Here is a 13,938-nt window from a genome sequence, read left to right on the forward strand (position 1 = left end):
TAGCCCACCGACCAGGCCACCGACCAGCGCGCCGATGATCAGGGCGATGACCACGTGCACGCGCGACAGGCTGAGTATCAGCATGATGCCGACTGCGGCGATCACTGCATTCATGGTTTGGCTTTCCTCGTAGCTGCGGACAAAAAAGCGCGCACTCTGAAGCAGTGGGCGGCAGATGTCAAAAGCGCCAGGTGTCGGCGCATTACCCAGCCCCTTCGAGTTTAAATTGAACGTTTGAATAAAGAAAAAAGCACCACGGCCGACACAGTCGTCAGCCAGCACTATTACAAGGGATTCGCCCCATGCCTTTGCGACAACTTTCCATCCAGTGGAAGATCACCCTGCTTGCCGGTCTCTGCCTGGCCGGTATCGTCACCCTGCTCGTCGGCCTCTCGCTGTACCGCATGGACCACAGTTCAGACCTGGTCAAGGCAAGCAGCATGCAGATGCTCACCGAGGCGGCCCAGGGGCGCATCGAGTCGCAAGGTGAAGTGCAGGCCTTGAACATTCGCCGTCAGTTCATGGACGCCTACCAGTACGGCGCCGGCTTCGCCCGTCAGGTACTGTTCCTGCGCGAGCAGGCCGAAAAGCGCTTTCTCGATGCCTACGACCTGCGCGAGGACATGACGCGCCAGGTACGTGCCGCGCTGCAGGCCAACCCTGACCTGCTCGGTTTGTCGCTGGTGTTCGAGCCCAACGCGCTGGACAACAAGGACAACCTGTTCACCGCCAAGCCCGAGCTGGGCAGCAACGAAACCGGGCGTTTCGCGCTGTACTGGTCGCAACCGCGTGCCGGCCAGCTGACCGCCATGGCCCTGCCCGAACAGGACATGGCCAACACCGAGATCGGCCCCAGCGGCCAGCCCGCCAACACCTGGTGGGTGTGCCCGCGCAGCACTGGCAAGGTCTGCGTGGTGGAACCCTACTTCTATGACATCGATGGCCAGCGGGTGCTGATGACCAGCATCGTCTTCCCCCTGGCAGTCAACGGCAAGGTGATCGCCACCCTGTCCATCGACATCAACCTCAACAGCCTGCAGGCCTTGACCCAGAATGCCAGCCGCAGCCTCTATGAAGGCCGCACCACCGTCGGCATCCTCAGCCCGGTGGGCCTGCTGGCCGGCTACAGCGCCGATGCCGGCAAGCTGGCCCAGCGCTTCGACCAGGTCGACACGGCCAAGGGCGCCGAACTGGTGCGCAAGCTGGCCGAAGGCAAGTTGAGCATCCTGCACGACCAGCAGCGCCTCAAGGTGCTTGCCGCCTTCGAGCCGATCCCTGGCGCTCAGCCCTGGGGGGTGCTGCTGGATGTACCGGAAAACGCCCTGACCGGGCCTGCCGAAACGCTGAAGCAGGAACTGGACGCACTGAACACCAGTGGCACCCTGCTGGAGCTGGGCCTGGGCCTGGCCGCCGCGATCGCCGGCCTGCTGCTGGTGTGGTTGATGGCCCGCGGCGTCACCCGGCCGATTCTCGGTGTGGCGGCGATGCTCAAGGACATTGCCAGCGGCGAAGGTGACCTGACCCGCCGCCTGACCTACCAGAAGCAGGACGAACTGGGCGAGCTGGCGGGTTGGTTCAACCGTTTCCTCGACAAGCTGCAGCCGACCATTGCCGAGGTCAAACAATCGGTACAGGCCGCCCGTGGCACCGCCGACCAGTCCTCGGCCATCGCCAGCGAAACCAGCGCCGGCATGGAGCAGCAGTACCGCCAGGTCGACCAGGTGGCGACTGCCTCGCACGAGATGAGCGCCACCGCCCAGGACGTTGCCCGCAGCGCCGCCCAGGCCGCGCAGGCGGCCCGTGAAGCCGACCAGGCCACCCGTGAAGGGCTGGCCGTGATCGACCGCACCACCCACAGCATCGACGCCCTGGCTGCCGACATGAACAACGCCATGGCCGAAGTCGAAGGCCTGGCGCAGAACAGCGAGAAGATCGGGTCGGTGCTGGAAGTGATCCGCTCGATCGCCGAACAGACCAACCTGCTGGCGCTCAACGCAGCGATCGAAGCCGCCCGCGCCGGCGAGGCAGGCCGTGGTTTTGCCGTGGTCGCCGATGAAGTGCGCAACCTGGCCCGACGCACCCAGGAATCGGTGGAAGAAACCCGCCAGGTGATCGAAGCCCTGCAAGCCGGTACCCGCGAAGTGGTCGGCGCCATGGACAACAGCCACCGCCAGGCCCAGGGTGGCGTGGAACAGGTCGGCCAGGCCGTCACCGCGCTGCAGCGCATCGGCCAGGCGGTGACGGTGATCACCGACATGAACCTGCAGATCGCCTCGGCCGCCGAAGAGCAAAGCGCGGTGGCCGAGGAAATCAACAGCAACGTCGCGACCATTCGTGATGTGACCGAGTCGCTGTCAGGGCAAGCCAACGAATCGGCGCGGGTCAGCCAGTCGCTCAATAGCCTGGCCAACCAGCAGCAGGCGTTGATGGACCAGTTCCGCGTCTGACGCCGTAAAGGCCGGTGCCTCCCGGCCGCCCGACAAAGCCCGCAGAGGGGTCGTCTACACTTGCCGGCACTCACTCTGCGGCTACCGAGGAGGCCCGATGAAGAAAATTCCAACCCTGCTGGCCGGCCTGCTGCTCGCCGCCGGCCTGGCCAGCACCGACAGCGCCGCCTCAGCGGAGCGCACCACGCCTATTCACTTTGGCGCCATTGGCTGGGAAAGCGGCGCCCTGACCACTGAAATACTGCGGCTGATCGTCGAGCGTGGTTATGGCTACGCCACCGACACCCTGCCTGGCAGCACCGTGAGCATGGAAGTGGCGCTGGCCCGCAATGACCTGCAGGTGATTGCCGAGGAGTGGGCCGGGCGTAGCCCCGCCTGGGTAAAGGCCGAACAGGCCGGGCAAGTGTTCGCTCTGGGCGATACCGTCAAGCACGCCGAGGAAGGCTGGTGGGTGCCGGCTTACGTGATCGAAGGCGACCCTTCGCGCAACCTCAAGGCCCTGGCGCCGGACCTGCGCAGTGTCGATGACCTCAAGCGCTACCCGCAGGTGTTCCGCGACCCCGAGTCGCCGGGCAAAGGGCGCTTCCTCAACAGCCCCAGCGGCTGGACCTCCGAAACGGTCAACAGCCAGAAGCTCAAGGCCTACGGGCTCAGCGACAGCTATAGCAACTTTCGCAGTGGCTCTGGGGCGGCACTGGATGCCGAAATCGGCTCTGCCATCCGGCGCGGTCAACCGGTGTTGTTCTACTACTGGAACCCGACCCCATTGATGGGGCGCTACAAACTGATACGCCTGCAAGAACCGCCCTTCAATGCCCAGGCCTGGGCCACCCTGACAGATGCCAGCAACCCCAACCCGCAAGGCAGCCAGTCACTGCCGGCCAAATTGTCGATTGGCGTGTCCAGGGCGTTCCACGAGGGTTACCCGGATTTGGTGGCTGTGTTCGAAAAGGTCGACCTGCCGATCGATCGGCTTAACCGCGCCCTGGCCGAGATGAGCGAAAAACGCACACCACCGAACAAGGCTGCCCTCACCTTCCTGCGTGACAACCCAGAGGTCTGGAAAGCCTGGGTGCCCGCAGAGGTCGCGGCCAAGGTCGAGGGCAGCCTATGAGTGGCGGCTTTCCCGAAGCGCTGCAATTTTCCTTCGCCAATCGCGTCAACCAGCTGGTCGACTGGCTGGTGCTGAACTACGGCGATTACCTGCGCAGCGTCTCGGACCAGCTGCTGCAACTGTTGGTAAGCCTGGAGAACCTGCTGCGCCTGCTGCCCTGGTGGGCACTGTTGCTGCTGGTCGGGCTGCTCGCCTGGCATGCCAGCCGCAGCGTGCTGCGCAGCGTGGCGATGGTTGCCCTGCTGGCCTTGATCGGCGTGCTCGGGCTGTGGGACAAGCTGCTGCAGACCTTGGCCCTGGTGCTGGTCAGTACCGGCCTGTGCGTGCTGGTCGGGGTGCCGCTGGGCATCCTGCTGGCGTCACGCCCGCTGGCTCGGCGGCTGTTGATGCCGGTGCTGGATGTGATGCAGACACTCCCCGCCTTCGTCTACCTGATCCCGGTGCTCATGCTGTTCGGCCTGGGCAAGGTACCGGCGGTGTTCGCCACCCTGATCTACGCCTTGCCGCCACTGGTGCGGCTGACCGAGCTGGGCTTGCGGCAGATCGACCCATCGTTGCTGCAAGCCGCACACGGTTTGGGCGCTAGCCGCTGGCAGAGGCTGCAGCGCATTGCCCTGCCGTTGGCCCTGCCGAGCATCATGGCCGGCCTCAACCAGTCAGTGATGATGGCGTTGTCGATGGTGGTGGTGGCCTCGATGATCGGCGCGCGCGGCCTGGGTGAGGATGTACTGGCCGGCATCCAGACCCTCAACGTCGGCCAGGGCGTCGAAGCGGGGCTGGCGATCGTGGCACTGGCCATGGTGATTGACCGCATCAGCCAGGCGTATGGGCAGGTCAAACGCTGATCTCGGCATCTGCCGGCTTGCCGGCGACCGGCCCGGCGCTGACAATGCGCTACCGTCCGCTCAGCCCTGGAGCCTTTCAGCGTGTCCCTCAAAGCCCTGCGCACCTTGGTGACCATCGCCCGCCACGGCACCTTTGCCCGAGCGGCCGACCTGCTCAGCCTCACCCCTTCAGCCGTGAGCCTGCACATCAAGAGCCTCGAAGACGAGCTGCAGGTCAGCCTGTTCGATCGCAGCCGGCGCCAAGTGGTACTGACCGAAGCCGGCCAGTTGGCGGTGGCGCGCGCCGAGGGCATCCTCGGCGCCTATGACGAATTGGCCGACGCCTTGGCCAGTGGCCCGAGCTTGCGCGGCCGCTTGCGCCTGGGGGCGATCCACACGGTGCTGGCCCGGCGCTTGCCCAAGGCGCTGCTGTGGATCAAGACCCATCATCCGCAGCTGCATATCAGCGTCGCTTCAGGCATGTCGGCGGAACTGGCGCGGCGCGTCGAAGACGGCGAACTCGATGCGGCGATCACCACCGAGCCAATCAGCCCCTATCCCCAGAGCCTGGTCTTCACGCCCTTGTTCGCTGACCGCTTCTGGGCCATCGCCAGCCCCGAGCTGGCGGGCCAGAGCCTGCCAGCGCTGTTGGCCAGCCAACCGTTTTTGCGCTTCGACAAGCGCGCCTGGGCCGGGCGGCAGATCGAACAGGAGCTGCGCCGCCAGCACTTGCAAGTGAGCGAACAGATGGAACTGGACAGCCAGGAAGCCCTGGCATGCATGGCGGTGATGGGCCTGGGGGTGGCGATCATCCCCATGGCCGACGAAGACCTGCAACGCTTGCCGGCGGCCACCTGCCTGCCCTTTGGCGAGCCGCAACTGACGCGGCAGGTGGTGCTGCTGGAGCATGAAAAAAGTCAGCGGCGCCACTTGAGCGCGGTGTTGAAGACGGCACTTGAGGCCTGAACCCGAGCAGACTGTGCATTTATTCTCAACGGTCACTGAAGAAAACAACGTTTTTCCAAACCAAAGCGTCCCCGTAGGCTTTAGCCATACCCGACTACGGAAGGCCGACCATGCTCCACCTGCTGCTGACCACGCTGTTACCGATCATCTTGCTGATCTCCTTGGGCACCTTTCTGTGTGTTCGCGGTTTTCTTGCCGAAACCTTCTGGCCCGGTGCCGAACGCCTGAGCTATTACGTGCTGTTGCCGTCGCTGTTCCTCCACGGGCTGGCCACTGCCAACCTCGACGGGGTGCCGGTGCTGGGCATGGTCGGTGTGCTGATGCTCTCGACCCTGCTCGGCGCCCTGCTGTTGGTGTTCTACCAAGGTGCGGTCAACCATGACGGCGCCGATTTCACCTCGGTATTTCAAGGTGGCGTACGCTTCAACAACTACATCGGCGCCACCCTGGCCGCCGGTATCTATGGCAGTGCCGGCATCGCCCTGGCGGCGGTGGCCAATGCCGCCATCGTGCCCTTGGTCAACCTGCTGTGCGTCCTGGTGTTCGCCCGTTTCAGCGCCCGCCACAGCTCACCGGCCACGGTGTTGCGTGCGATTTTCGCCAACCCGCTGATCGTTGGCTGTGCCGGCGGCCTGCTGCTGCGGGTCACCGGGCTTGGCTTGCCCGCAGGGCTTGAGCCTACCGTCAAGGCCCTCGGCCAGGCCGCCCTGCCCCTGGGCCTGCTGTGCGTGGGCGCGGCCCTGGGGGGCGCCCGCGTCGGCCAACAGGTGCGCCCGTTGATGGCAGCCTCGGCATTCAAGTTTCTGGTGATGCCACTGACCACCTGGGGCCTGTGCCGCATCCTTGGCCTGAGTGGCCAGGCGGCAGTGGTGGCCGTGCTGTTCCAGGCGCTGCCTACCGCATCCTCTTCCTATGTGATGGCCAGGCAGATGGGCGGCAACGCCCCGCTGATGGCCACCATCATCGCCCTGCAGACCGTGGCCGCTGCCGCAACCCTTCCTTTGGTGCTAATGCTTACGCTTGGCTAGACTGTGATTCAACCCACAGTTCGGAAGCTCGGCCATGCGCCTTTCGTGGATGCTGATCGGTTTGACCACAGCCCTGCTTGCAGGCCCAGTGCACGCAGCTGACGCAGCCAAGGCCGCTGTCGCCGAAGACAAGGCCGAAGTGCTCGAGGAAAAGGTGGTGGAGGATGCCCCACCACCGAAAAAGGCCGAGACCATCACCCCGGGCGAGGTGAAAGCCGTCGACCCGGCAGGCAAGTCGCCGCTGGACGACAGCAACCCCTGCCTGGCCCGCCCCATCTATTGGGAAGCCAAGGGTGCCGACGCCAAGGACATGACCGCAGTAGCCAGCGTGGTGCTCAACCGCCTGGGCCACGATGGCTTCCCGGACACCATCTGCGGCGTCGTCAAGCAGGGCGTGGAGACCAAGGCCTGCCAGTTTTCCTGGTGGTGCGACGGGCGCTCCGATCAGGTTGAAGAGGCGCAACGCTACGACATCGCCAAAGAGATCGCGCGCAAGGCGCTGAACCAGCAGCTCAAGGACCCCACCGGCGGGGCGCTGTACTTTCACGACCGCAATGTGCACCCGCAGTGGGCCAAGGCCTACCGCAGGACGGCCGAGACCACGCACTTTCTGTTCTACAAGCCTCACCAGGCGCTCGCCCGCTGATCGGCGCGGTCAGAAGTCAATCGAGCCGGAGAACTTGACCAGGCGCGGGTCGCCCTGGGTCAGGTAGCCGCCGTTGGCGGATGCCCAATAGTTCTTGTCGGTGAGGTTTTCCACGTTCATGCGCAGGGTGACCTCCTTTTGCTGCACCTTGAAGCGGTAGCGTGCGCCCACATCGAAGCGGTTCCAGGTCGGCAGGCTGAGGGTGTTGGCCGGGTTGGCGTACTGCCCCCCGGTACGTAGCATACGGGCGTTGAGCGCCACGCCCTGCAAGCCAGGCACGTCCCAATCGACGCTGGCGTTCAACTGGAAGGTCGGCACCCCGACCGCATGGTTGCCGTCATCGGCCCCGCCGTGGGTGTTTTTCAGCTCGGTGTCCATGCGCGTTCCGCCGGCCATCAAGCGCAGCCCCTGCAGCGGCTCGCCGAACACACTCAGTTCGACGCCCTTGTTGACCTGCTCGCCATCCTGGACGAATACATCGCCCTGAACAAAACCGTCGGTGGGCCGCTCGATACGGAACAGCGCCAGGTTGGCACCGAAGGTCTGGTAGTCGAGCTTGACACCGGCCTCGACCTGCTTGGTCTTGGCCGGCGGGAACACTTCCCCGGCATTGATCACCTGGCCCGATGCAGTCGCCCCTTGCGCGAGCCCTTCGATGCGGTTGGCGTACAGCGAGATCGACGGGTTTACCTTGTAGACGATGCCGTAGACAGGCGTGGTGACCGACTCATCGTAGAAGGCGTTGCGGCCAAGGTCCGGCCCCTCGCCGTCATAGGCATAGCCTTCGACGCGCAACTGCTGGCGCCGCACGCCGACGGTGACCAGCAAGGTATCGTCGAACAGGCCCAGCGTGTCGGACACGGCAAGGCTGCGGTTGCGCGTCTTGCCGGTGACCCCAGGGTCGTCCAGCTTGCCACCGGTGAAGGTGGGGGTGGTGGGTTTGGGCAACGGGTCGGTGTGGTAGAGGTTGGTGGCCTGCGAATTGTAGAAGACGAACGCGTTTTCTTGCTCGGTCCAGATGCTGGCAGCGCCGAGGTTCAGTTGGTGGCTGACCGGGCCGGTCTGCAAGCGGCCGTTGATGCCGCCCATGAAGGTGGTGTTGTCTTCGTTATGGGGGATTTTCGAACCGCCGATGGTTGCAGCACCGCTGGCGGCGTCAGTGAGGATCGGCGTGCCATAAAAACCGTTTTCGTGGGTGTGCTTGACGCCACCCGCCAGGTAACCGCTCCAGTTGTCGTTGAAGTCGTAATCGCCGCGGACCATGCCGAAGGTGTCTTCGGTCTCGGTCCAGGCCCAGTCCTGGCCATAATTATGGTCGGCATCCGGCGCCCGGGGTATATCGCTCAGGCCGGCCCCCAGGCGCACCGAGTTGCGCATATGGTTGACCCGCTGTTTCTGATAGCCGATGTCGGTAGACAGGCGCAGCTTGTCGCCACGGTAGTCGAGGCCGACGATGAACAGCTTGCTGCGTTGGTCCTGGTCGTCGACTGCGGTTTCGCCTTCACGTTGCGACAGGTTCAGGCGCACGCCAAAGCGGTTGTCCTCACCAAAGCGCTGGCCGAGGTCCAGGTGCTCACCCAGGCGGCCATCGCTGCTGATGTCCTGGGTGTAGCGGCGGGTCGGCGTATCGCCGGCACGCTTGGGCTGCAGGTTGACGTTACCGCCCAGGCCAGTACCCGTGGGGCTGGCGCCGTTGAGAAAGGCGTTCGGCCCTTTCAGCAGCTCGACCCGCTCCACGGCATCGGTGCTGATCATCTGCCTGGGCAACACGCCATACAGGCCATTGAATGCCACATCATCGCCGTTGAGCGGCAACCCCCGTATGACGAAGACCTGCGACTGGTTGCCGAAACCGAACGACTGGCGCACGGACGGGTCGTTGAGCAGTACATCGCCGATGTCCTCGGCCTGCTGGTCTTCGATCAGTTGCGAGGTGTAGCTGGTCATGGTGAACGGCACGTCCATCATGTCCTGATTGCCCAGCACGCCCATCTGCCCACCACGGGCAACCTGGCCGCCGGCAAAGGCTTCCGGGGGTTCGCCCTTGCGCTTGGCGGACTCGGCATTGATGGCGGTGGCGTCCAGCTGGATCACACCGTCAGCCGCCTGGGCGGTGACGGCCACGGAACAGCAGACGGCGAGAAGGGTCGATTGATACTGACGGGATCGTGCCATGCAAGGCGCCTCGATAACGGGATGGGGCCTTCCTGGCACGGTGAAACTGCGGGCATAGGGTATAAGCGATTGAGTATTGTTTCTAGCCGAAACTAAGAATGATTACCAAGTGATCGCACTTTTTGGCCGACCAGTGGTCTACTCCCTCTTTTGCCGCCTGCAACGATTGCCGGCGTTTTCATTGCTTTACACGATACCGGGCCAAAAACCCTGGGCTTGTGTAGGATGAGCAGCGCTTACCACGACGCTGCCAGTCATAGGGAGATTCACATGCGCGTCCTGTCATCTGTTGCCGCCTTGTCGCTGGGCCTGGTCATCTCGACCGGGGCCTTCGCCGTGACTGGCGAAGAGGGGCAACTGATCGATTCGATCAATGCCTACCGCAGCAAGGCCCAGCCTTGCGGTGGCGAAGCGTCGCTGGAGCTTCCCCCCCTCAACAGCGACACCCGCCTGGCATTATCCCCCGAGGGCACCCGCGACTTGCAGCAGGCCATGACCCGCGCTGCCTACCCGATGGTCAACGTGCAGGCGATCAGCCTCTCGGGCCCGCGTGATGCACAAGCGGCCATGCATGCCATCGAAGAAAGTTTCTGCCAAGTGGTGCTCGACCCGCAGTTCGTCGATATCGGCGTCAGCCAGGAAGGACGCGACTGGCGCATCGTCCTCGCCCGCCCGTTGCTCAGCGGGCGCCTGGGTGACTGGCAAGCCGAGGGGCAGAAGGTGTTGCAGGAAATCAACGCTGCGCGCAAGTTGCCGCGCCAGTGCGGCGGCCAGCCCTTTGCTGGCGCCCCGGCGCTGACCTGGAATACCACCTTGGCCGGCGTGGCCGCCGACCACACCCGGGCCATGGCCAACCAGAACTTCTTCGACCACATCGACAAGGACGGCCGTACCCCCGGCGATCGGGCGGAGTTGGCCGGTTACCTGTATCAGCAGGTCGGCGAGAACATCGCTGCCGGCCGCGACAGCGCGCACAAGGTAGTCGACGGATGGCTGGCCAGCCCTGGGCATTGCGCTACGTTGATGAACCCTGATTTCCGCGAGTTGGGGGCCGCCTATGCGGTGGACCCGAAGAGTGATGCCGGTATCTACTGGACGGCCTTGTTCGGTACCCCGCAATAAGCACCTGAACAGCCTGGGCGGCCTCAGCCAGCAGCCGCCCCGCTGCGCAGTTGCAACGCCGTACAGCCAAACCGCCGCCGCACGCACTTGCCCAGGTGGCTGGCATCGCCCAACCCGACTTCATCGGCAATCTGCGCCAGGCTGTGGCTGGAATTGAGCAACCGCCAGCGCGCCTGCTGCAAGCGCATTTCCAGCCACCAGGCCTTGGCGCTCATGCCCTGGCTGGCCTGAAACTGGCGATCGAGCTGCCGACGGCTGATGCACAGCTCTGCCGCCAGGTGCTCGACCGACAACGGTGAGCCCAGGTGATGGCGCATCAACGCCAGTGCGCGTTGCACCTGCCGCCCCTGCCCTGCCCCCTGCTCCAGCGAGCGCAACGCGTGGCGGCTATCGCGCGTTTCGTCCACCAGCATGTCGGCCAGGCCCTTCAGCGCTCGGGCTCGCCCACAAGCACGCGACAACAGCTCCACGGCCAGGTCGATGGCCGCCGTCCCCCCCGCGCAGGTTATGCGCCCGCCTTGAATGCAATAAAGCTGATCGCGCAGCACCTTCAGATGAGGGAACGCGGCACGGAATTCGGCCTCATGCCGCCAGTGGACGACCACGTCGTGCCCCTCCAGCAGGCCGCACGCGGCCAGTAGAAACGCCGCGTTATCGACACCCACCAGCTTGACGCCCGCCTTGGCGGCCCGTTTCAGCAAGCCCTTGTAAGACGGTGCCAGCTCGGCGGTGGCCATGGCATTGCGGCCGCCAAACAGCACCAGGTAATCGTACGGGTGCAGGTCAAGCTGTTCGGCGATGGCCTCTACTTGCACCACCACGCCACTGCTGGCGGGCACCGGCTCGAGGGTCAGCCCTGCCAGGGTCCAGCTGCAGTAGCGCTGACGGCTGTAGTCTTCGTCATCGGCGCTGAAGCGGAGCTTGTCGAGAAACGCCCCGAACGGCAGCAAGGCGAATTCTGGCAGCGGCACGATCAGCAGGCGGATATCAGGGGGCATCGCAGGGCGTCCAGATCAAACCATCGAATGTCCAGATAATACCCTCTAAAAACGTCGTCGTAGCCTAGACTGGCGCCCTGTGAATCTACAAGGCATTGCCCATGGCACTCGACACTTGGCTTATCTACCTGCTGGCCAGCATTGGCCTGTCGCTGACCCCAGGCCCTAACAGTTTGCTGGCCTTGACCCACGGTGCACTGTATGGCGCGCGCCGCACCCTGTTCACCATCGTTGGCGGGGTATTCGGCTTCAGCGCCCTGATCGCCCTGGCGATGTTCGGCCTCAGTGCGTTGCTGCAAACCTCTGCATCGGTGCTTGGCATCCTCAAGTGGGTGGGTGGCGCCTACCTGGTATGGCTGGGTGTGCAGCTGTGGCGCAGCCCGGCGCTGCACCTGGAGGTGACCCCGCAGACCCCACGCTTGAGCAATGCGAGCCTGTTCCGTCAGGGGCTGCTGTCGGCCATGGCCAACCCCAAGGTGCTGTTGTTCTATGGTGCGTTCCTGCCGCAGTTCCTCGACCCCCAACGGGGGCTGTTGCTGCAGTTCGTGGTGATGGCGGCGACCTTTGCCAGCGTGGAGTTTGTGGTCGAGTACCTGCTGGCACGGCTGGCATTTCGCATTCGGCCCTGGCTGGCCAAAGGCGGCAAAGGGTTCAATCGCTGCTGCGGGACATTGTTCGCCGTGATTGGCGTGGCGTTGCCCCTTGGCCGCTGAGTGACCGTTTGTAGGAGCGGCCTTGCGTCGCGAAAGGGCTGCGCAGCGGCCCCGACAATCTATGCGGCGAAGCTGAAATCTGGGGCCGCTACGCGCCCCTTTCGCGACGCAAGGCCGCTCCTACAAACCCCGCCGGGCCTGGATGAGGAACACGATCAACGCCACCCCAGGCAACCCGGCGCCCACCAGCGCTACCCCCTGCCAGCCGAACTCGGCAAACAGCGCACTGGCCACCGCCGAGCCCAACGCCCCGCCCAGAAAGATGCTGGTCATGTACACCGCGTTCAGCCGCCCACGGCTTGCCGGGTCCAGGGCATACACTTCACGCTGGCCTATGACCATGTTCATCTGTACCGCGAAGTCCAACAGCACGCCTGTCAGTGCAAGGCCGATCACGCTGAAGCCAGGCGAAGTCAGCCCGATCAACAGCGCCACCGGCGCCAGCAGCAAGGCCGCCAGCGAACCGGCACGGGCATGCCCGGCATCGGCCAGGCGGCCGGCCAAGGGCGCGGCCACGGCGCCCACCGCACCGACCAGGGCAAACAGCGCGATCTGGCTCTGCGACAGGCCGTATTCCCCTGCCAACGCCAGTGGCACCGCGGTCCAGTACAGGCTGAAGGCCGCGAACATCAATGCCTGATACAGCGAACGCTGACGCAGCACCGGATAACGGCGCAGCAGCGCGATCAGCGACATCATCAGCGCGGCATAGCTGGCCTTGTGCTCGGGCACTCGCCGCGGCAGGGTCAGGGCCAGCAGCACGATGATCGCCAGCATCACCCCCGCCGCGCCGATGAACACGGTTCGCCAGCCGAAGTGGTCGGCCACCAGGCTCGACAACGGCCGTGCCAGCAGAATGCCCAACAGCAACCCGCCCATGATGTTGCCGACCACACGCCCACGCTGCTGCTCGGGTGCCAGGTGCGCCGCCAGCGGGATCAGCATCTGCACCGCCACCGAACTGAACCCGATCAACAGCGCATAGCCCAGAAACAGCTGGCCCTGGCCACTGCCGCTGGTGCCTGCCAACAGCAGGCTGATACAGGCCAGCACCGCAGTGGCGATCATCAGCCGGCGGTTTTCCAGCAGGTCGGCCAGCGGTACCAGCAACAGCAGGCCCAGCGCGTAACCCAGCTGGGTGAGGGAAACGATCAGGCTGGCATGCTCGTTGGAAAGCCCCAGGTCTGGCGCGATCAGCCCGACGATGGGCTGGGCATAGTAGATATTCGCGACGATGGCGCCGCAACAAAACGCCAGCAGTGTCACCAGGGCCCGGCTCAGGCCGATGACCGAGGGCTGCTCTGCAGCTAGGGAGGGGTTCATGCGATGTGCCTCGACAAGGGACGGAATATGCCGCACACCTTACCCAGGCGTGCCGCAGGCGAGAATCCGGCCAGCACGCAACAGGGCTTTGCACCCTGCGCAACGCTGGTGTTTCAGGGGGCCAGCAAGCCTTCACAGAAGCCGATGAACGCCTGCACCCGACGCGAGCCGCGGTGGTTGGGCAAGTACAACGCATTGATCCTGTCATTGGCGGTGCCGGGGCTGACCTGCCAATCAGCGAACACGCGCTGCAGCGCGCCGCCAGCCACATCCTCACGCACCAGCCAGTCGGCCAGCAGGGCAATCCCGCTACCCGCCAGCGCTGCTTCACGCAACAGGTCGGCATTGGCGCTGCGCAGCGGCCCGCTCACGTCCAGCTCCAGCACCTGCTGCCCGCGGGACAGGCGCCAGGGGCGAGCTTTTTGCCCATAGCGAAAACGCAGGCAGGCGTGCTCCATCAACTGTTGCGGGTGGGCCAGCGTTTCGCGACCGCTCAGGTAGGCGGGGCTGGCCACCAGCCAACGCTCGAACAGACCCAGAGGGCGGCAAACCAGCTCATCATTCGGCGCAGGGTCGCCCAGG

The 13,938-nt window shown here is 64.7% G+C and carries 13 protein-coding genes and 1 pseudogene; 9 read left to right on the top strand and 5 right to left on the bottom strand.

All coding sequences use genetic code 11. The features are described from left to right. The coding region (locus NP534_RS21115) for a hypothetical protein (RefSeq protein ID WP_274099998.1) at positions 1–114 on the bottom strand (114 nt) is incomplete at its 3' end. A 509-nt stretch (positions 115–623) separates the two neighbouring features. Here NP534_RS21115 and NP534_RS26850 point away from each other — a divergent pair. From NP534_RS26850 to NP534_RS21145, 7 genes and pseudogenes are all read left to right on the top strand, one after another. After that, positions 624–1,589 (top strand): annotated as a pseudogene (locus tag NP534_RS26850) (PDC sensor domain-containing protein); the annotation flags it as partial. A 102-nt stretch (positions 1,590–1,691) separates the two neighbouring features. Then, positions 1,692–2,447 (top strand): methyl-accepting chemotaxis protein, encoded by a 756-nt coding sequence (locus NP534_RS26855; RefSeq protein WP_371097434.1) that lies wholly within the window; start codon positions 1,692–1,694, stop codon positions 2,445–2,447. 97 nt (positions 2,448–2,544) lie between these two features. Beyond that, the gene (locus NP534_RS21125; RefSeq protein WP_274099988.1) at positions 2,545–3,561 is read left to right on the top strand and encodes an ABC transporter substrate-binding protein; all 1,017 of its coding nucleotides are present in this window, start codon (positions 2,545–2,547) and stop codon (positions 3,559–3,561) included. Further along, entirely contained in the window at positions 3,558–4,406 is an 849-nt protein-coding gene (locus NP534_RS21130) for an ABC transporter permease (protein WP_274099989.1), read from the top strand. Before NP534_RS21125 ends, NP534_RS21130 begins: the two co-directional genes overlap by 4 nt. 81 nt (positions 4,407–4,487) lie before the next feature. Then, positions 4,488–5,351, top strand: coding sequence for a LysR family transcriptional regulator (locus tag NP534_RS21135; RefSeq protein WP_274099990.1), 864 nt, complete (start codon positions 4,488–4,490; stop codon positions 5,349–5,351). Between the two features lie 110 nt (positions 5,352–5,461). Next, positions 5,462–6,379 (top strand): AEC family transporter, encoded by a 918-nt coding sequence (locus NP534_RS21140; protein ID WP_274099991.1) that lies wholly within the window; start codon positions 5,462–5,464, stop codon positions 6,377–6,379. 34 nt (positions 6,380–6,413) lie between these two features. After that, positions 6,414–7,025, top strand: coding sequence for a cell wall hydrolase (locus NP534_RS21145; RefSeq protein WP_274099992.1), 612 nt, complete (start codon positions 6,414–6,416; stop codon positions 7,023–7,025). Positions 7,026–7,034: 9 nt separating this feature from the next. On the opposite strand, the gene NP534_RS21150 is transcribed toward NP534_RS21145, so the two are convergent. Continuing rightward, a complete protein-coding gene (locus tag NP534_RS21150) occupies positions 7,035–9,200 on the bottom strand; it encodes a TonB-dependent receptor (protein WP_274099993.1) in 2,166 nt (721 codons plus the stop codon). 270 nt (positions 9,201–9,470) lie between these two features. Here NP534_RS21150 and NP534_RS21155 point away from each other — a divergent pair, with 270 nt between their 5' ends. After that, complete coding sequence (locus tag NP534_RS21155; RefSeq protein WP_186660437.1) at positions 9,471–10,322, top strand: CAP domain-containing protein; 852 nt, start codon at positions 9,471–9,473, stop codon at positions 10,320–10,322. Positions 10,323–10,345: 23 nt separating this feature from the next. On the opposite strand, the gene NP534_RS21160 is transcribed toward NP534_RS21155, so the two are convergent. Then, the gene (locus tag NP534_RS21160) at positions 10,346–11,320 is read right to left on the bottom strand and encodes a GlxA family transcriptional regulator (RefSeq protein ID WP_274099994.1); all 975 of its coding nucleotides are present in this window, start codon (positions 11,318–11,320) and stop codon (positions 10,346–10,348) included. A gap of 101 nt (positions 11,321–11,421) precedes the next feature. Here NP534_RS21160 and NP534_RS21165 point away from each other — a divergent pair, with 101 nt between their 5' ends. Next, the gene (locus NP534_RS21165; protein WP_274099995.1) at positions 11,422–12,033 is read left to right on the top strand and encodes a LysE family translocator; all 612 of its coding nucleotides are present in this window, start codon (positions 11,422–11,424) and stop codon (positions 12,031–12,033) included. A 120-nt stretch (positions 12,034–12,153) separates the two neighbouring features. On the opposite strand, the gene NP534_RS21170 is transcribed toward NP534_RS21165, so the two are convergent. Then, entirely contained in the window at positions 12,154–13,356 is a 1,203-nt protein-coding gene (locus NP534_RS21170; protein WP_274099996.1) for an MFS transporter, read from the bottom strand. A 113-nt stretch (positions 13,357–13,469) separates the two neighbouring features. Further along, positions 13,470–13,938, bottom strand: a 469-nt coding sequence (locus NP534_RS21175) for a substrate binding domain-containing protein (RefSeq protein WP_274099997.1), incomplete at its 5' end; no start/stop codon positions are given.

The sequence above is a fragment of the Pseudomonas sp. 39004 genome (assembly GCF_028682155.1).
Classification (GTDB): domain Bacteria; phylum Pseudomonadota; class Gammaproteobacteria; order Pseudomonadales; family Pseudomonadaceae; genus Aquipseudomonas; species Aquipseudomonas capeferrum.